Below are 23,744 nucleotides of genomic sequence, written 5' to 3'. Positions count from 1 at the left end.
CCTGAAACCGGAAAGGCCGGATCTACACTGACCGCCGAGCAGCATCGTCAACCCCTCAGCTGACCCCGCCAGTTCACACTCTCCCTCCGCCCTCTTCCCCCAACAGAGGACTCATGCCCATGCCGTCAGGCCGCCCGGTGTACCACCCGGCGGGCCACGACGAACCGCTGCGCGCGGTGCTCCAGGACCTCAAGGCGGGCCGCTGGGTCTCCACGCGCAATCTGCTGACCGAGACGCCCGACTGGGGTCTGTGGACACAACGTACGCAGATACTGGCGGCCGCCGTCGCCGGTTCCGACGTGGTGCTCGCCTGGCGCGCCGAGGAGCCGCGCAGCGCGTCGGCGGCCGTCCTGCACAGCAGGGTCCTGGTGGAGCGGGCGCTGCGCGCCCACCGGGCGGGGCACCGGCACACCAACGACCTGTGGCGCGACGCGGTCGCCGCGTGCGCCGCAGCGTCGTCCCTGTCGCCGGAGGACCCCGTGCCGTGGATCTGTCTGCTCGCGCTGGCCCAGCTGGACGTGGGGCAGCGGTGGGACGAGCACCGGGTGGCGCCTCCGGAGCCGATGCTCTTCCCCGGCCCGTGGCAGCTGCTGGCCGAGGCCGACAAGCGCGACCCCGGCAACCGCGAGGCGTACCACCGGATGCTGCAGTTCGCGTACGGGCGCCACGCCCGGGGCCCGCTCACCGAGGCGTACAACTTCGTGCAGTGGGCGGCGGCGGCCGCTCCCGCCGGTTCGCCGCTCCATCTGCTGCCGCTGTATGTGCGGGTCGAGCGCTACCGCAGGGAAGCCGGCCACGAACGGGCGCTGGACCTGCACTGGATCTCGGAGGACGCCACGCGCGCCGCGCTGCGCGCCCTGCAGCTGTGGTTCGACCACGCGCTGCCCTCGGCGACCTCGCTCCTCGACCTCAACCACCTGGCGCACGCGCTGTGGGGCGCGCACCAATTCCACGACGCGTCACGGGTCTTCAAGGCGCTCGACCCCTTCTACACGGTCGTGCCGTGGACGTACCGCACGCACTCCCCCGGCGACGCGGACGCGGCCGCCGAGGTCTTCGTCCAGGCCCGCGCCCGCTGCTCCGCCGTCTCCCGCGGACCGGGCTAGGCCCCGCTTCTCTCCCCGCTCCCCCTCACCCCTCACCGCTCACCCTCCGGAGGTCCACACGTGTCCCGCACCACCTGGTCGTCGAGCACCGTCCCAGCGCCCCCACGCCAGGACGAGGAGGAGAGACTCAGGGAGCTCGGCTACCAGCCCGTCCTGGCCCGCCGCATGGGCGGGTTCGGCAACTTCGCCATCAGCTTCTCCGTCATCTCCATCCTCTCCGGCTGCATGACGCTGTACGGCTTCGGGCTGATCACCGGCGGCCCGGCCGTGATGCTCTGGGGCTGGGCGGGCGTCGGCCTCTTCGTGCTCTGCGTGGGCCTCGCGCTCGCCGAGGTCACCAGCGCGTACCCGACCTCGGGCGCCCTGTACTACATGGCCGACCGGCTCGGCGGCCGCCGCTGGGGCTGGTACACAGGCTGGCTGAACCTGCTCGGGCTGCTCGGCGCGATAGCGGGCATCGACTACGGCGCCGCGCTCTTCACCGGCGCCTTCTTGAACCTGCGGTTCGGCTTCACGCCGACCCCGGAGAAGACCTTCCTGATCTTCCTCTGCATCCTGCTCCTGCACGCCCTGCTGAACCTGTTCAACGTACGTCTGGTGAGCCTGCTCAACTCGATCAGCGTGTGGTGGCACGTGGCCGGTGTCACCGTGATCGTCGGCGTCCTCGCGATCGTGCCGGACCACCACCAGTCGCCGTCGTTCGTCTTCGGCGAGTTCTTCAACGGCACCGGCTGGGACAACCCGCTCTACGTCACGGCGATCGGCCTGCTCCTCGCCCAGTACACGTTCTCCGGGTACGACGCGTCCGCGCACCTGTCCGAGGAGACCTCCAACGCGTCGGTGACCGCGGCGCGCGGCATCGTGCGCGCCATCTGGGCGTCGTGGATCGCCGGTTTCGTGCTGCTCGCCGGGCTGACGTTCGCCATCCAGGACTACGCGGGCACCCTGAACACCGACACCGGCGTGCCGCCCGCGCAGATCATGATCGACGCGATCGGCGAGTCCGGGGCGACGGCGCTGCTGCTCATCGTGATCGTGGCCCAGCTGTTCTGCGGCAACGCCGAGACGGCCGCCGCCAGCCGGATGGTGTTCGCGTTCAGCCGCGACAACGCACTGCCCGGCTCCGCGCTGTGGCGCAAGGTCAGCTCCCGCACCCAGGTGCCGGTGCCCGCGGTGTGGCTGTCGGTGGGCCTGGCCGCCGCGATCGCCCTGCCGTCGCTGTACTCGGCGACCGCGTACACCGCCGTGACCGCCATCAACGTCATCGGCATCACGCCCGCCTACGCCATCCCGATCTTCCTGCGGCTCCGCGCCGGCGACCGCTTCCAGCCAGGCCCGTGGAACCTGGGCCGCTGGAGCAAGCCCATCGGCTGGATCGCGGTGCTCTGGGTGGCGTTCGTGACGGTGCTGTTCTGCCTGCCGCAGGCCTCGCCCGTGACGGCCGACTCGATGAACTACGCGGTGATCGCGCTGGCCGTGGTGCTGGTCCTCGCCACCGTGTGGTGGTTCGTGGCACGCCGCTCCTACAGCACGCCGCAGGCGTACGGCTCCGACCGGGAACAGGCCGAGGTCGCGGAGGGCATCGTCTGAGGCGGGTCAGCTCCGCGCCTCCTCGTGGCGGGCGGCGCGGCGGGCCCCGGCCAGCAGCAGCCCGCTCGCGACGAGGAGGACCGGCCAGGGCGTGAGCAGGAGGATCACGGCGTCGGCCACGGTCCACAGCCCCAGCGTCCAGGCGATGAACGACGGTGGCGTGATGCCGCGGCGCTCCAGCCACAGCACCATCAGCCCGACCACGACGAGCGGCACGCCGAAGCTGCCGAGACTCAGCCAGTACGCGCTGCTGGCCGGGCCCATCGCGGAGAGCTCGTCGTGCCACAGCTCCCCGCCGAACCACGCGCCGGCGTGGTCCGCGGCTCCCTCCACCGTCAACGCGCCGATCGTGTGCGCGGCTCCGTAGAACACGATGAGCCGGCCCGCCCATTTGATCATCACTGCTCCCCTGCCCTTGTACGGTTGCGTACAAGACCGAGAGTAGACCTGTTATACGGGCCCGTACAACTGCTGGAAAGATAGGTGGACCACCGATGGGCGCGCTGCGCACGCCACGCGAGAAGTGGATCGAGGAGGGGCTGCGGGCGCTTGCCGCGGGCGGCGTCGAGACCGTGCGCGTCGAGGCGCTGGCCAAGGCGCTGGGGGTGACCAAGGGCGGGTTCTACGGCTACTTCGCCAACCGCGGCGCGCTGCTGGAGGCCATGCTGGACACCTGGGAGCGGGAGTGCGTCGACGACGTCCTGGACCGGGTGGAGCGGGAGGGCGGCGACGCCCGGGAGAAAGTGCGGCTGGCCGGGCGGCTCACCTTCTCCGGCGACCGCCTGCTCCCCATCGACCTGGCCGTCCGCGACTGGGCCCGCCGCGACGGGGCCGTCGCCGAACGCCTGCGCCGCGTCGACAACCGGCGCATGGAGCTCGCGCGCGACGCGATCAGCACCTTCTGCACCGACCCCGACGAGGTCGAGGCCCGCGCCCTGCTCGCCTTCTGCATGGCCATCGGCAACCACTTCCTCGCCGCCGACCACCCCGGCCGCACCCGCCCCCAGGTCATGGCCCGCGCCTCCGACCTCATCCTCGGCCTCTAGAACGACGTCCTCGGCTGCTGGAAAGCGGGGCGGTCGTTGAGGATCCGCTGGAACAGCCGGTGGTCGCGCCAGGCGCCGTTCATGTAGAGGGACTCCGGCGCGACCCCGTACTCCTGGAAGCCGCACTTGGTCAGCACGCGCTGCGAGGCGGCGTTGTCGAGCAGGGTGCCCGCCTCGACGCGGTGCAGGCCGAGCCGGCTGTCGGCGACCTCGCAGACGTGACGCGTGGCCCGGAGGCGAGGCCCCGGCCGACCTGCTCCGCGTCGATCCAGTAGCCGAGGACCGCGCTGCGGGCCGGGCCGAGCACGATGTTCACCAGGGCGGCCTGACCGACGATCTCATCGCCCTCGACGAGCACCCACTGCGCGCTCCGGCCCACCCGCGTCTCCTCCAGCTGCCCCCGGACCCGGTCGGCCTGGCCCTCCACGGTGTAGAAGGCCTCGGGCCGGTCCGGGTCCCAGGGGGCGAGGTGGGCGCGGTTGCGCCGATAGGCGCGGGCGAGCGCCTCGGCGTCGTCTAGCGTGACGGGCCGTATGAGGACGTCCGTCGTGAGTGCTGCCTCTCCACCGATCACGAGACCAGCGTACGAGGGGTCCCGCTCGGGGAGCGTCAGCGGCCGCCCGCGACCCGCAGGACCGTGCCCGTCGTGTACGAGGCGTCGTCCGAGAGCAGCCACGAGACAGCCGCGGCGATCTCCGAGGGCTGACCGGAGCGCCCCATCGGGATGCCCGCCGCGAGCTTCGCGGGTCGCTCGGGGTCGGCGTGGAACTCGGTCCAGATGACGCCGGGGGCGACGGCGTTGACGCGGATGCCGTCCGCCGCGACCTCCTTGGACAGGCCGACCGTCATGGTGTCGGCGGCGCCCTTGGCGGCCGCGTAATGGACGTACTCGCCCGGCGAGCCGAGGGTCGCTGCCGCCGACGAGACGTTCACTATCGCCCCGCCGCCGTTCGCCTTCAGCTCCCGCACCGCGCGCCGGGCACAGAGCAGATACCCGAGTACGTTCACTTCGAGCGCCCGGCGCATCCCTTCGGCGTCGGCGTCGGCGAGGGGGCCGACGGGGCCGCTCACCCCCGCGTTGTTGACGAGCCCGGTGACCGGGCCGAGCTCGGCCGCCGCGACGTCGAAGAGGCGGTCGACGTCGGTCTCGTCGGCGGTGTCGACCTGGACGGTGACGCAGCGGCGCCCGGCGGCGCGGACCGCTTCGGCGGCCTTCTCCGCGGCGGCCTCGTCCGAGCGGTAGCCGATGACGACGTCGTGACCGTCCTCGGCGAGGCGGGCGCTGACAGCGGCGCCGATACCGCGGCTGCCGCCGGTGACGACGGTGACGGGGTGGTGCTGCACGGGGGCCTCCGGCTGTGGGTGACTGAACTTGCGTGCCGTCCGCTTGCCGGGGGCACGGGATCGCTACTGGCCGCCGCTTCGCGGCGATGTTTCCCACCCACCCGCCCGTTTGCCCCGCATCGAGCGGTGAGGTGCCACGGCCTGGGGTCGTCCAAGGCTCGATGCGGAGTTACGGGCGGGTGGGTGGCATACATCGCCGCGAAGCGGCGGCCTGGTGGGGCCCCGGCCGACAGATGACGCCGGACAGCCCCAGGACAGGCTTACCGCCCCTTCGAGGGAACGACGACGTCCTCGGGGGCGGCCTCCTCCGCGGACAGGCTGTCCATGAAGGAGCTGACCGAGAAGACCGCGTTGCCGGGCCCCGCGGGACCGTACCCGGGCGGCGACGTCAGACCGTTCGCCTCCATCGTCGCGCGGTAGGCCTCAAGGAGCCGCACGTGATACTCCAGCGGAGCGCCCTGCGGATTCGCCTTGCCGAGCGGCGTCGTGGGCTCCGGGCACCACGTGGTGAAGCGGGGCGTGATGCCGCGCGACATGAAGTACTCAAGCCCCTCGACGGTCGAGTCGATGGCCTCGTCGACGGTCTTGAAGCCGAACGGCTCCGCCATCTCCACGCCCGCCACGAAGTTGGGGATCACATTGCGCGGGCCGAACACCTCGGCGGAGTCCAGGATGCGGCGGTGCCACTCGTCGCGGCCGACGTAGCGCTCCTTGCCGGGGCAGTACCGCTCGAACAGATACGGGTCCCACACCTCGTAGTTGGGGTGGTAGATCCGCACGCCGTAGTCGTGGAAGCGCTGTACGTCCGCCTTGGGCAGGGCCTGCGCGACAACCTTGCCGATCCAGCGGCCCGGGAAGCGCTCCTCGATGGCCTTCGCGTACTGCCCGTAGAAGTCCGCCTCGTCCTTGCCGCCGACCTTCGAGGTGACGGCGCCGCCGGTCAGCGTGTACGCGGTGGAGGACTTGTTGGTGTCGTACTTGTCGATGATGGCGAGCGCCTCAAGGACCTCGTCGACGGGCTTCACGCCGGTGTAGGGGCGCCCGGCGGCCTTGTGCTGGCGCCAGTTGTGGTTGATGTCGCAGTACTGGCACTCCTCCTTGGCGCCGAAGTACTGGCAGACCCGGAAGACCGTCAGATAGATGAGGTAGCCCCACTGGATGGTGGGCGCGACCTCCATCACGGACTTGCCGTTCTCCAGCGTGTGCCGGTAGTAGTCCGGCATCGGCGGCAGGCCCACGTCGGAAATGCGGACGCCGTCCAGGTAGAGGCCGAGCACGCCGTCGTCGTCGGCCGCGACCCGGTAGGGCGACGACGGGTTCACGCGAACGGAGACGACGGTGCGGCGCAGCCCGTACGGGCCGCCGGTGAGGACGATCTCCTCCGGCGGGCGGCGCAGCGCGGCGGCGCCCAGCTCGGGCAGCGTGCCGTGGTCGAAGGAGAAGATGAAGTACGACTTCGGCTTGATCTCCCCGCCTTCGTTGTCGCTGAGCGCCGACTCGTCGAAGGCCATGCCGCCACGCAGCAGATCCTCCTTGATCACGGCTTCCCGCGGCACGTGCGGGAACCGCTCCATGAGTGACTCGATGAGCTGAGTACGGCTCTCGCTGCGGCTTGGCATGGGCCGGGCACCTCTGATCCTGTCGGTCGGTCTGTCCCGACCACGCTAGTACCCGCCCGGACCGCTCCGGATCCGACTCCGGTCGCAGGCCGCATCCACCGCGGGTCTAGACTTCAGGTGGTGTGCCGTCACCGCGGCCGACACCGGCGCGCGGCCGCCCGGTACGATCTCCGGCATGCCGCCCGCCGACCCGCACATACCCGCACCGAACTGCGGAAACGGGCCCTGCGCGGACGCAGCCCCCACTAGAATGAACACTGCCGCAGCGGGGCAGCGGGGCAGCGGGGCAGCGGGGCAGCGGGGCAGCGGGGCAGCGGGGCAGCGGGGCAGCGGGGTCCCTTACGACTGCTCGTCCCGAGGGTGCTTCCCGCCGTGAGAGGCACGTGCTCTTCGCCGCACGGTCGGCGACCGCCCTGTACCGGCTCCTCGACACCCTCCCCGTCTTCGCCGGCGACCACCGCGTCCACCGCTGGTTCACCCTCGTCCCCGGCTCCGACTTCGACGCCGATGCCCTCGCCGCCGTCGAACGAGCGGGCGGCCGCACCATCCCGTGGGCGGAGGCCCTGCTCCGCCGCCACGATCTGATCCTCGCCGCCAGCCCCAAAGGCGACCTGCACCGGCTGCGCGGACCGCGCGTCCTGCTGCCGCACGGCGCGGGCTACAACAAGGCGCTCGCGGACGACGATGGCCATGGCGACTCCGCCTCCGGCCTCGACCGCACACTCCTGCTGCGCGACGGACGCCCCCTGGCCGCGCTCCACGCCCTCGCCCACCCCACCCAGGTGGCCCGCCTCGCCGAGGAGTGCCCGCCCGCCGCCGCGGTCGCGACCGTCACCGGCGACCCCACCTTCGACCGCGTCCTCGCCTCGCTGCCGCTGCGCGACCGCTACCGCGCGGCCCTGCGCACCCACGGGCGGAGACTGCTCGTCCTCACCTCCACCTGGGGCCCGCGGTCCCTGCTCAGGCGCCGGCCCGACCTGCCCGCCCTGCTGGTAGGGCTCCTGCCGCACGACACGTACCAGCTGGCTCTGGTCCTGCACCCCAACGAGCACTGCCGGACAGGAGAGTTGGAGCTCCGCGAGCAGCTCGCGCCCGCCGTCGCGGCCGGCCTCGTCCTGGCCCGCCCCCACGAGGAGTGGGCCACACTCATCGTCGCCGCCGACGCCCTGATCACGGACCACGGTTCGACGGCCCTCTACGCCGCCGCGGCCCGGGACCTGCCGATGCTCGCCGCGTGCGACGGAGCGGACGAGCTGATTCCCGGCACCCCCATGGCCGACCTCCTCGCCCGCATCCCCGCCCTCGGGACGCCCGCGGACGCCGCCGACCTGGAGCGGGCCCTGGCCGCGTGCCACCCTGGCACGCCGAGCGCCGCGGCCGCACCCGCCTTCGCCGAGCGGGGAAACGCCCTGCGCCGCCTGGGCCAGGAGCTCTACCCCCTCCTCGGTCTCACCCCGCCGGCCGGCCCGCCCGAGCCGGCCCCGCTGCCCGAGCCGGCGCCCGCGTCACGTACGCCCGCCGCCTTCGCCGTACGCGCGACCATCACGGCACCGGACGGTGACGCAGGCCCTGCCGAGGTACGCGTGGAGCGGCGTCCGGCCGCCGCCGACGCGGCCGCGCACCACCTGGCGGCCGAGCACGGCCTCGCCTCGGGCTTCCAGCTCCAGAGCGCGGGCCTCCTCTACCGGCGTACGGTCCCCTCCGCCGTACCCGCTCAGGGCGAGACCTGGACCGCCGACGCGTGGACCACCCACGTCCTCGCCACCTATCAGGGGCTGCGGACGGCCGCGGTGATCCTGTCCGCAGCCCACTGTCTCCTGCGCAGAACCGGCGGCGCCCTGCTGTCCCTGCGTATCGAGCCCAGCCACGAGAACGGCCGTCTGGTACGCGCCGACCCGGCCGCCGCCCTCTCCTGCGCCCACGCCTGGCTGGCCCACCACCGCCCGCCGCCCAAGGTCCCGGTGGCCCTGAACTGCGCCATCGCGGGCCGCACCCACCTCGCGGTACTGGCCCCGGCCACGGAGCGGGAGGCGCGGCTGGAGGCGTGAGGGCGGCTCCCCGCCGGGACCTGCCTGTGTCAGACCGCCGACCTGTCCCCCGCCGCACGTCGCCTGAGCGCCGGCGTGGTGAGTGACCGCGGAGTCCAGACGCCGTCCGGCGGGTAGACGTCGGTGCCTGGCGGGACGATCTCGTCGATGCGGTCGAGGGCCGCGTCGTCCAGTACCACGGAGGCGCCCTTGAGCGTGTTCCGCAGTTGTTCCATCGTGCGCGGGCCGATGATCACCGATGTGACGGCCGGGTGCGCGAGCGGGAAGGCGGTCGCCAACTCCGGCAGGGTGCAACCCACTTCATCGGCCAGGGCGACGAACTGCTCGACGGCCTCCAGCTTCGCGGCGGTGCGCGGCGCCGACGGGTCGAAGCGGCCCGGGTTCAGGGTGGGGCGTCCGGTGCTCAGGTCGAGGTCCCGGCCCTTGCGGTAGCGGCCGGTCAGGAATCCCGAGGCCAGCGGGCTCCACGTCAGCACCCCCATGCCCAGGCGCCGCGCCACCGGCAGCACATGCTTCTCGATGCCTCGGGCCAGCAGTGAGTAGGGCGGCTGCTCGGTGCGGAACCGCTGGAGTCCGCGGCGGTCGGCGACGTGGTGCGCCTCGACGATCTCCTCCGCGGGGAACGTGGAGCATCCGAACGCCCTGATCTTGCCCTGGCGCACCAGGTCGGTCAGGGCGGAGAGCGTCTCCTCGATGTCGGTCGTGGGGTCCGGCCGGTGCACCTGGTACAGGTCGATCCACTCCGTGCCCAGCCGCCGCAGGCTGTCCTCCACCTCGCGGACGATCCAGCGCCGTGAGTTTCCGCCCTTGTTGGGCCCGTCTCCCATGGCGAAATGGACCTTGGTGGCGAGTACGACGTCGTCGCGGCGGCCCTTCAGCGCCTTGCCGACGATCGTCTCCGACTCTCCGGCGGAGTACATGTCGGCGGTGTCGACGAAGTTGATGCCCCCGTCCAGCGCGGCGTGGATGATCCGGACGCAGTCGTCGTGATCGGCGTTGCCGACGGACCCGAACATCATCGTGCCGAGGCAGTAGGGGCTGACTTCGATGCCGGTTCCGCCCAGAACGCGGTGGCGCATGCAACTCTCCTCGCGGGCCGTCCAATTGACCTCTTGAACGTCCGCGACCTTACGTCCTGGAGTCCGCTCCAGGGCAAGCACGAATAAGCCCGCCGCCGCGGCGCGCCCGCCCCTCAGCTCCGTCCGTCAGCCCCGTCCCTCAGCCCGCCCCTCAACCCGCCCCTTCCTGGAGCCCGCCACCCCGCACCCGGACCTCCTCCGCCCGCGCGTGGAACTCCCGGGCCCGCACCGCGTCCCCGGCCTCCTCGGCGAGCGCGGTCAACGCCCGTAGTGCGCGCAGCTCCTCCTTGGCCGAGCCCCGCTGCCGCGCGGCGGCCAGCGCTGAGTCGAACAGCGTCCTCGCCTCGTCGAAGCGGCCGAGGCGGGCCAGCGCGCGGCCCAGTTCGAAGCCGGTACGGCCCGTCATGCGGGCCCTGCCCAGCGCGTGGGCCTCGGCGTGGGCCCGGGCGAGGAGGGTGGCCGCGCGGTCCGGTTCGCCCAGTTCCAGGACGGCCTGGCCCAGGCGGTACGTCTGCAGCATGGCGCCGTACGCGTTGCCGATCTCCGTGTGGATGCGCCCCGAGGCCTCGAAGTCCGCCGCGGCCGCCGCCCAGTCGCCCCGCGCCGAGCTCAGCATGCCTCTGAACTCCACGACGGAGGCGCGCAGTTTACGTTCCCGCGCACCGTCGCCCAGCGTCTCCGCGGCCGCGGCGGCCAGGCGCAGCTCGGTCGCGGCCTCCTCATGGCGGCCCTGTTCCCACAGGGGGCGGGCCAGCTGGCAGCGCATGCGCACCAGCGCGGCGAGCGGGTGTCCGGCGCGCAGCGCGGCGTCGCGGCCGGCCTCGAAGGCCTCCAGGACCTGGGTGTGGTGCGGGTGGTCGAGGTAGTGCGTCCACAGGGGTTCACACAGCGACCAGGCCTCCTCGTCGAGACCATGGACGCGTGCGATGCGCACGCAGTCGAAGAGCGCGAGCCGCTCCCCCTCCAGCCAACGCGCCGCACCCGCCTTGACCCGCGTTCCCTCCACGAGCCCTTCGTCAGCCAGCCGCACATCCGCCGGCGGCTTGCCAGCCCGCGCCTCATCAGCCCGCCCCCCGGCGTCACCGGCCCCCGCGGCGAAGTCCACGGCCGTGAAGTCCACGTCGGGTGTGTCCGGCAGCGCGGGTACCGGGGTCGCGAACGTCATCCGTGGGCCGGCCGCGAGGGCGTCGGCCCGCTGTGCCTGGCGCAGGTACCAGCGCACGACGCGCCGCCCGGCCTCGGCGGCCTCCCGCGTGCCCCCGTCGTGGCGCCGCGCGCAGCGCGCCGCGTGGGCCCGCAGCAGGTCGTGCAGTCTCAGTCGGCCGCCCCGGCCCCGGGAGAGGAGGCTGGCGCGGACGAGTTCCCCGAGGGCGTCCTCCGCCGCGTCCCGGCCCCGGCCGAGGAGCGCGGTGGCGGCGTCGGGGTGGACCGTCGGGCCGGGGTGTGCGGCGACGAGGCGGTAGAGCGCGGCCGCGTCCGGGGCGAGGTCTTCGTAGGCGGCGTCCCAGACGGCCTCCACCATGGGAACCCCCTTCCCTTCGAGGTCGGCGGTGAGCTGGGTGATCAGCCGGGAGATCCTGCGCGTCTCGTGCTTGCGCAGCAGCGTGGCGGCGACTTCGAGGGCGGCGGGCAGACCGCCGCAGACGCGGGCGAGCGCGGCGGCCGACGCGGGGTCCGCGGTCAGCCGGGGGTCGCCCGTGATGCGGTGCAGCAGCCGCTCGGCGTACACCTCTTCGAGCGGGCCGACCGGCAGCTCCAGATCGACGCCGCCCTCCACGTCGTACAGCCGCCCCTGGCTGGTGACGATCACCAGACCGGCGGCGCAGGAGGGCAGCAGCGGCGCGATCTCCGTGCCGAAGCGGGCGTTGTCGACGACGAGGACGAGACGTCTGGTGCCGGTCTGCTCCCAGTACTGGCGGCGGCGCCGCGCGAAGGTGCCCTCCAGGAGGTCGGTCACCTTGAAGGAGCGCAGCAGCTCGCCGAGTACGTCCGTCAGGTCGACGCCGCCGTCACGACGGTGGTCGTCGAGATCGACGTACCGCACGACGCGGTCGCCGTCCCCGGCGAGGCGGTGCGCCAGATGCACCGCGAGCGCCGTCTTGCCCACGCCCTGCACACCGGTGATCGAGACGACCAGGGGCCGGCCCACGGACCTGGGGCTGCCCGCGGCGCTCAGCACCCGTGCGCGCTCGTCGTCACGGTCCTCGAAGTGCCGTACGTCCGGCGGCATGTGGACCGGGAGCACGCCGTCTCCCTCGGGAGCGGCGTGCATGTGCAGCTCGCCCACGCTCCCCGCCTGGACGACCGTCCCCACCCGCGCCTGTCCGCCCACACTGTTCCGCGTCCGTTCGTCCACGGCACAACTCTAGGCGCCCGCGCGGGCGTACGCCTCAGCCCGGGGCGATCTCCACCGGGGCGCCGCCGCGGGACGACGCGTATCCGGCCGCCACGACGCGCAGGGTCCGCAGGCCGCCCTCCCCGTCGGCGACGTCCATGCCGCCCTCGCCGGGCCCGTACAGGAAAGCGCGCAGCATCCGCTCGTCCAGGTCGACGCCGAACGGCAGCTCCGTGCCGCGCCCTTGTCGCTCGTTGAAGCCGTGCACCTTCTGGTCGAAGGCGTCCATCTCCAGCGTGGCCCGTTCGCCGACGACGGTGAGTTCGAGGCCGCCCCACGAGTGGTGGGACCGAGGGTGGGACCAGCTGCAGTCGACGGTGGCGACAGCGCCGTTGGAGTACGTCACGCTGACCAGCCCGGCGGTCTCGACGGCGACCTCGTCCGCGTACAGGAGGTTGTTGGTCTGCGCGTAGACCTCCACGGGGCGGGCGTCCCCGAAGAGGTCGTCGAGGAGGTCCGCCAGGTGCACGGTGTGGTCCATGAGGGCGCCGCCACCCGCGAGTTCGGGGTCGGCGAACCAGCGGCGGTCGCGGTTGGGCATGGCGCCGTTGTTCGCACCGGACACCGCGAGGACGCGCCCCGCCACACCGGAGTCGACGGCCGCCTTGACGGCCGCGTACGCGGGGCTGAAGCGGACGGGGAAGGCGACGGCGAGCCGCACCCCGGCGGCGCGGCAGGCGTCGACCATGGCCTCGCCGTCCGCCACTGAGGCCGCGAGGGGCTTCTCGCACAGGACGTCCACGCCGTGCGCGGCGGCGAGTTCGACGAGCGGGCGGTGGCGGGCGTTCTCGGAGCAGACGATCACCGCGTCCGGCTGCCAGGCGAAGGCGTCCTCGTACGTCTGCGCGTACGTGACGCCCAGTTCGTCGGCGAGCGCGCGGCCCCGCACCTCGCCGGGCGCCGCGAGATCCGTGTCCGGGTCGCTGCCGAGGGTCTCGACCCCGGGCATGCGGGCGAGCAGCCGCAGATAGCCGGCCGCGTGGACGTGGGCGAACGACAGGACGGCGACCTTCATCGCGCTGCCTCCACGGTCTGCTCGGTCTGCTCGGTCTGTTCGATCTCGATGACGCGGCCCGTGCTGCTGGACTCCACCGCGGCCTCGGCGATCCGCACGGCTTCGACCCCGTCGCGGGTGCTCACGCGCGGTGCGGGACCACCGGGCCGCCAGGACGCGGCGAACTCGCGGAGTTCGGCGAGGAAGGGGCTCTCCGTCATGGGGCTGGTCGGTATGCCCTCGCCCGCGGCGCGCACGCCCTGCGCGGTGATGCGGAAGCCGGGCACGGCGGTGGAGTCGTGGTGCAGCAGGCCGCCCGCGCCCGCGACCCGGAACGTCGTACGGAATGGCTGGTCGGGCAGGCCCCAGAGCCCGCTGATGTGGCTGACGGCGCCCGAGGCGTGGGTGAGGACGGCGGTCGCGGTGACGACCTCGGCCGGGGTGCCGGTGGCGTGCTCGACGCCGCGGGTCCTCGCGTGTACGCGGACCACGTCGCCCGCGAGCCAGCGGGCGATGTCGATGTCGTGGACCATCAGGTCCATGACGACCCCGCCGGACTGGGCGGGATCGCCGAACCACGGCGCCCACTGGGGGCGCGCCCCGCCGCGCGTGAAGCGCAGTACGGCGAGTTCGCCGAGGTCGCCCCTGGCCACGGCCTCGCGCAGCGCCGCGTACGCCGGGAAGTAGCGGACCACGTGGGCGGGGTGGAGCCGTACCCCTGCCGCGTCGGCGGCGGCCGCGATCTGCTCGGCGTCGCGTGCGGTGAGGGCGAGCGGTTTCTCACAGACGACGTGGCGGCCCGCCGCGATGGCCGCGAGGGCGAGTTCCTTGTGGGTGGGGGTGGGGGTGCAGACGTCGACGGCAGTCACCTCCGTGAGGAGGTCGTCGAGGCTGTCGACGGCGCGTACGGATGAGGGCCGGTGCTCGGCGTATTCGGCCGCGAGCTTCTCCGCGGAGCCGTCGACGGTGTACACGCTCACCCGGGCGCCGAGCGCCAGCCAGCCGGGCAGATGGGCGCGGGCGATGCCGCCCGCGCCGAGCATGCCTATGTGAAGCGGTGGCATAGAGAGGGGCTGCCTTTCCTCGGGACATGCTCAGCTCTTCGAGCCGGACAGGGCGACGCTCTGGACGAAGTGCCGCTGGAGGAAGACGTAGACCAGCAGCATGGGCAGGCTCGCGATAAGCGAACCGGCCATCATCACGGGGTAGTTGGTCTCGAACTGGCCCTCCAGGGAGGTCAGTCCGGCGCTGATCGGCATCTTCGCCGGGTCGGTGTTGACGATCAGGGGCCACAGCAGATCGTTCCAGGACCACATCGCGGTGATGACGGCGAGTGCGGCCAGGGCGGGCCTGATCAGCGGCAGCATGATGGACCAGAAGATGCGGAAGGAGCCCGCGCCGTCGATGCGGGCGGCCTCCTCCAGTTCCTTGGGGAGCGTGAGGAAGAACTGGCGCAGCATGAACGTGCCGAACGCGCTGAACATGCCGGGCAGGAACAGCGCGGGCGCCGAGTTGAGCAGCCCGAGCCCCTGGATGATGTCGTACTGCGGGAGTACGAGCAGTGAACTCGGCACCATCAGAACGGAGAGGAAGAGCGCGAACAGGACGTTGCGGCCCCGGAATCGCATGCGGGCGAAGGCGTAGGCGGCGAGCGAGCAGAACACCAGCTGGCCGAGGGTGCGTCCAAGCGTGTTGAGCACGCTGTTGGTGAGCATTTCGCGGAACGGCAGCGCGCTGAAGACTTCTTCGAAGCTCGCCCGGTTCCAGTTGTCGGGCAGGAAGGTGGGCGGCACGCGGGAGGTCTCCGCGAGGGTCTTGAGCGCGGTGAGCAGTTGCCAGAGGAACGGGAAGACCATCACGAGCGCGCCCAGCGAGAGGACGGCGTGGGTGGCGATGGACCCGGCGCGCCCGCGCTTTCGGGTGTCAGGCATAGTGCACCCACCTCTTCTGGAGCCGGAACTGCAGAAATGTCAGGGCGGCGATGAGGAGCATGAGCAGGAAGGCGAGCGCGGCCGCCGCGCCCTGCGCGTTCTCGACGAACGCCCATTTGTAGAAGAGGCCCACGACGGACTGCGTATCGCCGATCGCGGGGTTCTTCTCGGCCATCATGATGTAGATCAGGTCGAAGGTCTGCAGCGAATTGATCATGCAGATGACCGAGGCGAAGAAGATGGTCGGGCTCAGGAGCGGGAGCGTGATCGTGAAGAACCGGCGCAGCGCCCCGGCCCCGTCGATCTCCGCGGCTTCGTAGTAGTCCCGCGGAATTCCCTTGATGCCCGCCATGAAGATGATCAGGTAGTAGCCGGTGGTCGACCAGACCATCACCGTGCCGATCGCGTAGACGGCCGTGGACGGGTCGGACACCCAGTAGTGCCGGTCGGCGCCGAACCGGCTCAGGATTTCGTTGAGGAGCCCGAAGTCGCCGTTGTAGAGCCAGTTCCAGACGAGTCCGACGGCGACGGGCAGCGTCACGAACGGCACGAAGTACAGGGCGCGGTAGAGGGCGACGCCGCGCAGGCCGCGCCGGTTCAGGAGGGACGCGACGACGATCGCGATCGGCAGGGCGGTGAGCCCTATCAGGCTGTAGATGAGCGTGTTGCCGAGCGCCTGCCAGACCGTGACGTCCTTCACGACGCGGACGTAGTTGTCGGTGCCTATGAACGTATGGCCGCCGAACGCCCCGAATTCGGTGAAGCTGAAGTAGAAGGTCTGGAGCAGCGGCCAGAAGTAGAAGGCGGCGAAGCCGAGTCCGAGCGGTGCGATGAAGAGGTAGGCGGTGCGCTGACCTCGGGGCTTGGAATGGCTGCCGGACGTGGCGGCCGTACGCCCCGCCGCTTTCGAGGCCGCCGTGGCGGGAAAGACACTCATGAGGCGCGTTCCTCCTTCAGGGCCCGGTCCATCTGCTCACCCAGCGTGCGGGCGGCGCTCTCGATGCCGCCCTTGCCGCTGAACGCGGCGCCGAGCAGCGGGTATTGGAGGTTCTCCCAGACCGCGGTGTTCTCGGAGCTCGGATAGGGGACGGCGTACTTCTGCATCTCGATGAAGTGCTTCAGGTCGAATTCGGGCATCGACTTGAGCCAGGCGTCCTGCGTCCCTTCGTATGAGGAGATGGTGGCGCCCGCTTTCGCCTGGATCTCGGCCGCCTCGCGTCCCGCCATGAAGTGGACGAATTTCCAGGCGGCTTCCTTCTTGCGGCTCTTGGCGGAGATCACGTTCGCCAGGCCGTGGATGATGGTGGCCCTGCGGCGCCCCTTGGGCAGGACGGCGATGCCGCCGTGATCCTTCAGCGCGGGCACGGCGTACATCTGCCCCGCCATCGCGGAAAGGTCGTAGTTCATGGCGACCTTCTCGGACCAGTAGCGCACACGCCCGATGGACCCGACCATCGCGCTCTGCGGGGGCGACCAGCCCCGGTCGATCATGTCGGTGAGGAAGCGCAGGCCCTCGATGGACCGCTCGTCGCCGAAGCCGGAGCGGCCGTCCTCGAGGACGTATCCGTCGGCGCCGCAGATGGCCGGGTAGATCTTCATCTGCCGTTCCATCTCGGCGGCGAAGCCGTGCACGCGCCGCCGGGGGTCGGTGAGTTCGGCGGCCGCGTCCCGTACGTCGTCCCACGTCCAGGTCGCGTCCGGATACTTGATGCCCGCCTTGTCGAAGAGTGCCTTGTTGTACCAGAGGCCGATGGTGTCGAAGTCCTTCGGGAGGCCGTACTGCGTGCCACGGTAGGCGTAGAGCTTCACCAGGGAGTCCGGGTGGCGGTCCACGGGTGTGGCGTCGGCCTTGATGTGTCCGGAGAGCGGTTCGAGGACGCCGCCCGCCGCGTACAGCTGGAAGTTCACCGCGTTCATCCAGAAGACGTCGGGGGCGGTGCCGCCGCGCATCGACGTCTTGAGGGTGGTCCAGTAGCTCGCCCAGGGCGTGAGCTCGATGCGCACGGAGATCCGCGGATGCTTCTTCTCGAAGGCGGCGATGATCTTCTCCATGCCCGGCGCCTGCGCCGGGTCCCACATCCCGTACGACAGCGTGGTCCCGCCCCCGCTGTCCGCGCCGTCGCCCCCGCCGGAGCAGGCGGCGAGCAAGGGGGCGGCCAGCGCCCCGCCGAGCAGAGTCCTTCTGCGCATACGTGCCTTCGCCTCCCAGGAAGTCGTCGGGCGCCGGCCGGGCCGCCGAGGGCGCGGACAGGGCCGCGCGCCGCGGTGCCGCTACGACGCCGTGTCCGCGAGCAGTTCCTCCTCCACCTGGTCGAGCGCCTTGCGTACGGCGCCGATGGCCACGCCCCGTTCGCCGAGCGAGCTCAGCGCGATGCGCGGGACGTGCAGGGTCAGGGGGCGCAGCCGCTCTTCGAGCAGCGGCACCAGATGCCGGCCGACGGGGGTGGCCCCGCCGGTGAGCACGATCAGTTCCGGGTCGACGGCGAGCGCGAGGGCCGCGACGCCCGGGGCGAGCCGGTCGGCGAAGTCGGCGACGGCGGCGAGCGCGCGGGGGTCCCCGGCCTCGGCCGCGCGGGCGAGCGCGGCCACTTCGGACTCCCCCGTACGCCGGGTGTCCGGCAGCCGCAGGGCCTCCTGTGCGGTGCTCATGCCGAGCAGCGGCAGCATGCCGAGCTCGCCCGCGCCGCCGCGCCTGCCGCGGTGCAGCCGCCCACCGATGGTGAGGCCGCACGAGACGCGGTGTCCGGTGAGCACGCAGACAACGTCGCTCGCGAGGGTGGCGGCGCCCCGCCACATCTCGGCGAGGACCGCGAGGTTCACGTCGTTCTCGACGAGGGTGCTGCCCGGTTCGCCGTCCGACAGCAGCCGCCCGAGGTCGACGCCGGACCACTCCGGCACCACCACGGAGGTGACGACGCCGCCGGCGTCCACCATGCCGGGCACTCCCACGCAGCGGGCGAGGAGGGTGGCGCGGCGCGGTACGTGGGTTCCGAGGAAGGTCTCCATCGCGTGGCGCAGCAGGTCGAGCCGGGCGCCGCCGCTCAACCGCGGGTTGATGTCGTGGCGTTGGGCGGCCAGGACGGTGCCGCCGAGGTCGGCGAGGAGCAGCACCATCTTGTGCAGCCCTATGTCGACGCCCAGGACGTGACCGGCCTCGGTGCGGAAGCGGAAGCGCCGCGCGGGCCGCCCGGGCGAGCGCTCGCCCACCGCCTCCGCGGCCTCGCCGGCGAGGCCCCGCTCGGCCAGTTCCTCGACGGCGGCTTCCACGGTGGGGCGGGAGAGGCCGGTGCTCGCGGCGAGTTCGGCGAGGGTCTGCGGGCTGCGGCGGTGCAGGGCGCGCAGGACGACGGTGGTGTTCAGCCGTCGCAGGGCGACCAGATCGTGCCCTCGTGCCGGATCGTGCCCTCGTGCCGAGTTCCGCACCGGTACTTCACCCCGAACCCACGCCGTATCAGCCCAGTTGACGGGCCGGAACGCCTATCGGCCCGCCGAGTTCGGTAGGACACTTTCATATCTGTTCCGGCGCGGGAAGCCCTGCGACCGAATGCGTGCGGCCGTGCGGTGACCGGCGGTCAGTCGAAGTACGACTCCAGCGTGCCGCGGCGCCGGACATCGAGCGTCGCGCAGTGGAACGAGCCGCCGAACGGCGCGTAGTGCAGCAGGTCGCACGGGATCGGTTCGAACCCCCACGCTTCCAGCGCGCGCAGCATGCCGGTGTGGTGTCGCTCCGCGATCACCCGCTTCTCGTCGAGCATCAGCACGTTCATGCTGAGCCACTTGCCGCACATCGAGGTCATCTTGAGCAGATGCTGGTCGATGGGGTCGGGTTCGGGGGCGATCAGGACGTCCCACGAACTCAGCACGTCGGGCAGGCGCTCCACGTCGATGTACTCGGGGTTGACCAGGACCTTGCCGGGCGCGAGCAGGACGAACGTGGTGTCGATGTGCATGGGCGTGCGGCAGCGGCTCTCGATCTCGTGGATGCGGTAGCCGGGACCGAGATGGCGGCGCAGCCATTCGATGCCCATCAGGTTGGTGACGTTGCTCCGCGTGACGAACAGATCGCGGCCCGCGCGCACGAAGTCCGCCGCGTCGAATACCGGCTCGAACTCGGTGAGGATGTAGCGCATCGGCTCACCGGCCTCGGGAGGGCTGAAGTCCTTGTCGTACAGCGCGTCCGTGAGCTGTGGCCTCGGCGCCGCCGTCCAGCGCGCGCCGCGCCGGAAGTAGTCCTTGAAGAGTTCGCGATAGGAATGGGTCTCGAAATACCGGCACGGCCACGCCATCGGGGTCTCGATGATCTCGTCGCCGACGACGAGCATGCCGTCACGCGGACAGGAATTGCAGAATCCGCGCGACGACCAGTCGGGGGTGGCGAAGCGCTGCTTGTGATCGACCGCGTCCGGGCGCGTGACCGTGACGCCGAGGGACCGCAGGAGAGCGATGAACTGGTCGAGTTCCTGCTGCGCCGGCTCGATCAGCCGGTGCGGATACTCGAAGCCGGCGGCGAGCCCCTGCAACCGGGCCGCCCAGGGCGGGATGTTGCAGGCCACGACCGGGTGGCTGGAGGGGATCGTCGCGCCGTCGAGACGGCCGACGACGACTTCCTCAAGGGGGTCCCACTCATTGTGCGAATTGACCGGCGAGACGAGAGGTTCGTCGCCTGTCTCCCCCGCATGAATTCCGGGCCTTTGCACTACCGTCATGCTCAACCGCTTCCGCTCGCAGAAACCAACGGCTCACCGGACTCGACGCCGCACGGGGAAGAGTTCCCACAATGCGTCGGGCGTCGAGTACCAGCATCCGCGATATTCATGCCATTGCCAGCTCTGACACCGTGTCAGGGCCGACCGGTCGACAGACGTGACCGATTCGTGAAGATCCAGGTGGGGGTATGCGCACCGGCCGTGCGCGGATGGGGCAGGATGACGACCGCGCCGGGCCGGCTCCCCGTTCCGGCGTGACCGAACCCCCGGAATCGAGCAGGTATCACAAGGTGACGACAGATCACATACGCGGCGTGCAGGCGCATTCCCCCTCCCCCTCACACTCGCCCTCGCCCTCGCCCTCGCATTCGTCCTCGCATGCGCCCTCACCCTCGCTCTCGCCCCGTACGACGGGAGTGAACCGATGACCCGTGCGCTCACCCTGCACGACTGGCTCGTGGCCGGGATCGCGGTGGTCGCCGGCGTCGCGGCCGGACTGCTGCTGCGCGCGCTGCTGCGCTGGCTGGGCGAGCGGGCCAGCCGGACCCGGTGGAGCGGGGACGACGTCATCGTGGACGCCCTGCGCACCCTCGTGCCCTGCGCGGCCATCACCGCCGGGCTCGCCGCCGCGGCGGGCGCGCTGCCGCTCACCTCTCGGACCGGACGCAACGTCACGATGACGCTGACGGCGCTGCTGATCCTGGCGGCGACGCTGACGGCGGCCCGGATCGTCACCGGCCTGGTCAAGGCCGTGACGCAGTCACGCTCCGGGGTGGCGGGCTCGGCCACCATCTTCGTGAACATCACGCGGGTCATCGTGCTCGCGATGGGCTTCCTCGTCGTCCTGCAGACCCTCGGCATCTCCATCGCCCCGCTGCTGACCGCGCTCGGCGTGGGCGGTCTCGCCGTCGCCCTCGCGCTCCAGGACACCCTCGCCAACCTCTTCGCGGGCGTCCACATCCTCGCGGCGAAGACCGTGCAGCCCGGTGACTACATCCAGCTGAGCAGCGGCGAGGAGGGCTACGTGGTCGACATCAACTGGCGCAACACCACGGTCCGTCAGCTCTCCAACAACCTCGTGATCATCCCGAACGCCAAGCTGGCCAGCACCAACATGACCAACTTCAGCCGCCCCGAGCAGGAGCTGTCGATCATGGTGCAGGTCGGGGTCAGCTACGACAGCGACCTTGAGCAGGTCGAGCGGGTCACGACCGAGGTCGTGGACGAGGTGATGAAGGACATCACGGGCGCGGTCCCGGACCACGAGGCGGCCATCCGCTTCCACACGTTCGGGGACTCGCGGATCAGCTTCACGGTGATCCTGGGCGTCGGCGAGTTCAGCGACCAGTACCGGATCAAGCACGAGTTCATCAAGCGCCTGCACCAGCGCTACCGCGCCGAGGGCATCCGGGTCCCCGCCCCGGTCCGCACCGTCACCGTCCAGCAGGGCGAGCTGCCGCCGCCGCTGGGCATCCCGCACCAGCGGGACATCTCGATGCCGCCGCGGGTGCACTGAGTAGCTGCCGCAGGCCATGAGCAACCACCGCGGGCGCGCTGAGCAACTGCCGCAGGCAATGAGCAACCACCGCGGATGCGCGGAGCTACCACCGCAGGCAATGAGCAACCACCCCGGCCGCACTGCGCAACCACCCCGGCCGCACTGAGCCGACTGGCCGTCCGCTCGGTGGCGGGCCCCGCGACGGCGTGATCCACTCGCGGGCATGGGGCACGACCACGGCCCGTCCGCCGCGACGACGGGCGGCACGCTCAGCGGGACGTACCGCGGCAGGCTGCTGTGGACCATCGGCATCAGCGCCTCGATCACCGTCATCCAGGTGGTCGGCGCGCTCCTGTCCGGCAGCCTCGCGCTCCTCGCCGACGCCGCGCACAGCCTGACCGACGCGGTCGGCGTCTCCCTCGCCCTCGGCGCCGTCACCCTCGCCCAGCGCGCGCCGACACCGCGGCGCACGTTCGGGTTCTACCGGGTGGAGATCTTCTCGGCGGTGCTGAACGCGCTGCTCCTCGTCGCCGTCTTCGTATGGGTCCTGTGGTCGGCGATCGGCCGGTTCAGCGAGCCGGTGGAGGTCAAGGGCGGCCTGATGTTCGCGGTCGCGGTCGGCGGACTCCTCGCCAATCTGGTGGGCCTGTGGCTGCTGCGGGACGCCAAGGAAAAGAGCCTCAATCTGCGCGGCGCCTACCTGGAAGTCCTCGGGGACGCGCTCGGCTCGGTCGCCGTCATCGTGGGCGGCCTGGTCATCCTTCTGACGGGGTGGCAGGCCGCCGACCCGATCGCCTCGATCGTCATCGGTGTACTGATCGTGCCGCGCGCGTACGGGCTGCTGCGAGACTCCGTCCACGTCCTTCTGGAGGCGACCCCGCAGGACGTCGACCTCGGGGAGGTACGGCGCCACCTCTTGGAGGAGCCCGGTGTCGTCGCCGTGCACGACCTGCACGGCTGGACCGTCACATCGGGGATGCCGGTCCTCACCGCGCACGTGGTGGTCACGGACGCGGCCCTCGCGGGCGGATACGACGCACTCCTCGCAAGGCTCCAGCGGTGCGTCGCCGGACACTTCGACGTGGCGCACTCGACGCTCCAGCTGGAGCCCGAGGGGTACGTGGAGGATGGCGGGGCGCTGCACAGCTAGGCGTCGCCGCCATGCCGGGTGAGCGCCCACAGCACGAGCCCGACGCAGCTGAACGCGGCACCCAGTGCGCAGACGGCGCCCCACCCGGCCACCGTGTAGAGGGAGGTCGCGGCGATGGCGCCGGTGGCGCTGCCGATCGAGTAGAAGACCATGTACCCGCCGATCAGCCGACTGCCAGCGTCCGGGTGCAGCGCGTAGATCAGGGTCTGATTGGTGACATGGACCGCCTGCACGGCGAGGTCGAGAAGGATCACCCCGGCGAACAGCGCCCAGAGCGAGCTGCGGGTGAAGGCCAGCGGCAGCCAGGAGGCGGCGAGCAGGGCCAGGGCGATGCCGGTGGTCCGCCGGGAGAGTCCGCGGTCGTTCAGGCGGCCCGCCACAGTCGCGGCCAGCGCGCCGACGACACCGATGAGACCCAGCGCCCCGATCGCGCTGTGGGACAGGAAGTACGGGGCCTCGCTGAGCGGCAGCGCGACGCTGCTCCACAGGGTGCTGAAGGCGGCGAAGACCAGCAGACCGAACAGGGCCCGGAGCCGCAGCAGCCGTTCCCGTGCGAACAGGGTGACCGTGGAGCGCAGGAGCTGTCCGTAGCGCAGGGTTTCCGGCGGAGCGTCGCTGTGGCGCGGCAGGACTCGGTACAGGACCAGGGCGAGCAGGGCGGTGAGCGCCGCCGAGGCGAGGTAGACGGAGCGCCAGCCCGCGAGATCGGCCATGAGGCCGGACGCGGTGCGGGCGAGCAGGATTCCGATGACCACGCCGCTGGTGACCAGCCCGACGACCCGTCCGCGCCCGGCGGCGGGGGCCAGTGACGCCGCGTAGGCCACCAGCGTCTGCGTGACGACCGCGAGAAGCCCCACCGCGGCCATGCCCGCGAGCAGGACCGCCGCCGTGTGGGCGGCGGCCACCGCGGCCAGCGCCACCACCAGGAGCAGCAGTTGGGCGACGATGAGCCGTCGCCGGTCGGCCATGTCGCCCAGCGGCACGAGGAAGAAGAGCCCAAGACCGTATCCGACATGCGTGAGGGTGACCACGCTGCCGACGAGTGCCGGGCTCATGGCGAGGTCGTGGCCCATGGTCACCAGGAGCGGCTGGGAGAAGTAGACGTTGGCCACGGCGGCCCCGCAGGCGACGGCGAAAAGTATGACGACGCCACGGGACAGGACGAATGGGCCGGGCATGAGGGCTCCTCCACGGATACGGATCCGGTGATCTGGTTTCATATTGCCACCAGCAATGGT

At 71.6% G+C, this 23,744-nt stretch carries 19 protein-coding genes and 1 pseudogene; 6 read left to right on the top strand and 14 right to left on the bottom strand.

Annotated elements, in window-relative coordinates:
* Positions 1 to 113: 113 nt before the first annotated feature.
* A complete protein-coding gene (locus ACWDVB_RS19930) occupies positions 114 to 1,106 on the top strand; it encodes a hypothetical protein (protein WP_451519034.1) in 993 nt (330 codons plus the stop codon).
* 60 nt (positions 1,107 to 1,166) lie between these two features.
* Positions 1,167 to 2,696 (top strand): amino acid permease, encoded by a 1,530-nt coding sequence (locus tag ACWDVB_RS19925; protein ID WP_451519035.1) that lies wholly within the window; start codon positions 1,167 to 1,169, stop codon positions 2,694 to 2,696.
* Between the two features lie 6 nt (positions 2,697 to 2,702).
* On the opposite strand, the gene ACWDVB_RS19920 is transcribed toward ACWDVB_RS19925, so the two are convergent.
* Complete coding sequence (locus tag ACWDVB_RS19920) at positions 2,703 to 3,095, bottom strand: DUF6463 family protein (RefSeq protein WP_451519036.1); 393 nt, start codon at positions 3,093 to 3,095, stop codon at positions 2,703 to 2,705.
* 95 nt (positions 3,096 to 3,190) lie between these two features.
* Here ACWDVB_RS19920 and ACWDVB_RS19915 point away from each other — a divergent pair, with 95 nt between their 5' ends.
* The gene (locus ACWDVB_RS19915) at positions 3,191 to 3,742 is read left to right on the top strand and encodes a TetR/AcrR family transcriptional regulator (protein WP_451519037.1); all 552 of its coding nucleotides are present in this window, start codon (positions 3,191 to 3,193) and stop codon (positions 3,740 to 3,742) included.
* On the opposite strand, the pseudogene ACWDVB_RS19910 reads toward ACWDVB_RS19915, so the two are convergent.
* From ACWDVB_RS19910 to ACWDVB_RS19900, 3 genes and pseudogenes are all read right to left on the bottom strand, one after another.
* Positions 3,739 to 4,316, bottom strand: a pseudogene (locus ACWDVB_RS19910) (GNAT family N-acetyltransferase). The gene ACWDVB_RS19915 and the pseudogene ACWDVB_RS19910 overlap by 4 nt on opposite strands.
* Before the next feature lie 35 nt (positions 4,317 to 4,351).
* Positions 4,352 to 5,086, bottom strand: a complete 735-nt coding sequence (locus ACWDVB_RS19905) for an SDR family oxidoreductase (protein WP_451519038.1) — start codon at positions 5,084 to 5,086, stop codon at positions 4,352 to 4,354.
* 260 nt (positions 5,087 to 5,346) lie between these two features.
* On the bottom strand, positions 5,347 to 6,705 hold the full coding sequence (locus ACWDVB_RS19900; RefSeq protein WP_451519039.1) for a radical SAM protein: 1,359 nt from the start codon (positions 6,703 to 6,705) through the stop codon (positions 5,347 to 5,349).
* A gap of 383 nt (positions 6,706 to 7,088) precedes the next feature.
* Between ACWDVB_RS19900 and ACWDVB_RS19895 the strand changes: the two genes are divergently transcribed.
* Positions 7,089 to 8,753 (top strand): translation initiation factor 2, encoded by a 1,665-nt coding sequence (locus tag ACWDVB_RS19895; protein WP_451519040.1) that lies wholly within the window; start codon positions 7,089 to 7,091, stop codon positions 8,751 to 8,753.
* A gap of 29 nt (positions 8,754 to 8,782) precedes the next feature.
* On the opposite strand, the gene ACWDVB_RS19890 is transcribed toward ACWDVB_RS19895, so the two are convergent.
* The 9 genes from ACWDVB_RS19890 to ACWDVB_RS19850 all read right to left on the bottom strand — a co-directional run bounded on the left by ACWDVB_RS19890 (position 8,783) and on the right by ACWDVB_RS19850 (position 19,858).
* Entirely contained in the window at positions 8,783 to 9,832 is a 1,050-nt protein-coding gene (locus tag ACWDVB_RS19890) for an aldo/keto reductase (RefSeq protein WP_451519041.1), read from the bottom strand.
* A gap of 151 nt (positions 9,833 to 9,983) precedes the next feature.
* Positions 9,984 to 12,188 (bottom strand): tetratricopeptide repeat protein, encoded by a 2,205-nt coding sequence (locus ACWDVB_RS19885; protein WP_451519042.1) that lies wholly within the window; start codon positions 12,186 to 12,188, stop codon positions 9,984 to 9,986.
* Positions 12,189 to 12,222: 34 nt separating this feature from the next.
* Positions 12,223 to 13,242 (bottom strand): Gfo/Idh/MocA family protein, encoded by a 1,020-nt coding sequence (locus ACWDVB_RS19880; RefSeq protein WP_451519043.1) that lies wholly within the window; start codon positions 13,240 to 13,242, stop codon positions 12,223 to 12,225.
* Positions 13,239 to 14,285 carry a Gfo/Idh/MocA family protein gene (locus tag ACWDVB_RS19875; RefSeq protein ID WP_451519044.1) on the bottom strand — a complete coding sequence of 349 codons (1,047 nt, stop codon included), beginning with the start codon at positions 14,283 to 14,285 and terminating at the stop codon, positions 13,239 to 13,241. The genes ACWDVB_RS19880 and ACWDVB_RS19875 overlap by 4 nt, the downstream gene beginning before the upstream one ends.
* A gap of 30 nt (positions 14,286 to 14,315) precedes the next feature.
* Entirely contained in the window at positions 14,316 to 15,152 is an 837-nt protein-coding gene (locus tag ACWDVB_RS19870) for a carbohydrate ABC transporter permease (RefSeq protein WP_451519045.1), read from the bottom strand.
* Complete coding sequence (locus ACWDVB_RS19865) at positions 15,145 to 16,089, bottom strand: carbohydrate ABC transporter permease (RefSeq protein ID WP_451519046.1); 945 nt, start codon at positions 16,087 to 16,089, stop codon at positions 15,145 to 15,147. Before ACWDVB_RS19865 ends, ACWDVB_RS19870 begins: the two co-directional genes overlap by 8 nt.
* Positions 16,086 to 17,342 (bottom strand): ABC transporter substrate-binding protein, encoded by a 1,257-nt coding sequence (locus ACWDVB_RS19860; RefSeq protein WP_451519047.1) that lies wholly within the window; start codon positions 17,340 to 17,342, stop codon positions 16,086 to 16,088. The genes ACWDVB_RS19865 and ACWDVB_RS19860 overlap by 4 nt, the downstream gene beginning before the upstream one ends.
* 81 nt (positions 17,343 to 17,423) lie before the next feature.
* A complete protein-coding gene (locus tag ACWDVB_RS19855) occupies positions 17,424 to 18,575 on the bottom strand; it encodes an ROK family protein (protein WP_451519048.1) in 1,152 nt (383 codons plus the stop codon).
* A gap of 149 nt (positions 18,576 to 18,724) precedes the next feature.
* Complete coding sequence (locus ACWDVB_RS19850) at positions 18,725 to 19,858, bottom strand: amidinotransferase (protein ID WP_451519049.1); 1,134 nt, start codon at positions 19,856 to 19,858, stop codon at positions 18,725 to 18,727.
* A gap of 424 nt (positions 19,859 to 20,282) precedes the next feature.
* On the opposite strand from ACWDVB_RS19850, the gene ACWDVB_RS19845 reads away from it, so the two are divergent.
* Together ACWDVB_RS19845 and ACWDVB_RS19840 are read left to right on the top strand one after the other, a co-directional pair.
* Entirely contained in the window at positions 20,283 to 21,374 is a 1,092-nt protein-coding gene (locus tag ACWDVB_RS19845) for a mechanosensitive ion channel family protein (RefSeq protein ID WP_451519050.1), read from the top strand.
* A gap of 205 nt (positions 21,375 to 21,579) precedes the next feature.
* Positions 21,580 to 22,506, top strand: a complete 927-nt coding sequence (locus tag ACWDVB_RS19840) for a cation diffusion facilitator family transporter (protein WP_451519051.1) — start codon at positions 21,580 to 21,582, stop codon at positions 22,504 to 22,506.
* Here ACWDVB_RS19840 and ACWDVB_RS19835 read toward each other — a convergent pair.
* Positions 22,503 to 23,684: an MFS transporter gene (locus ACWDVB_RS19835; RefSeq protein WP_451519052.1), complete on the bottom strand. Its 1,182-nt coding sequence runs from the start codon at positions 23,682 to 23,684 to the stop codon at positions 22,503 to 22,505. The genes ACWDVB_RS19840 and ACWDVB_RS19835 overlap by 4 nt on opposite strands.
* Positions 23,685 to 23,744 lie beyond the last annotated feature (60 nt).

The organism is Streptomyces sp. NPDC003379 (genome assembly GCF_053589195.1).
The sequence above is the reverse complement of the archived record's forward strand: the minus strand, read 5'-3'. Positions and strand labels throughout refer to the sequence as shown.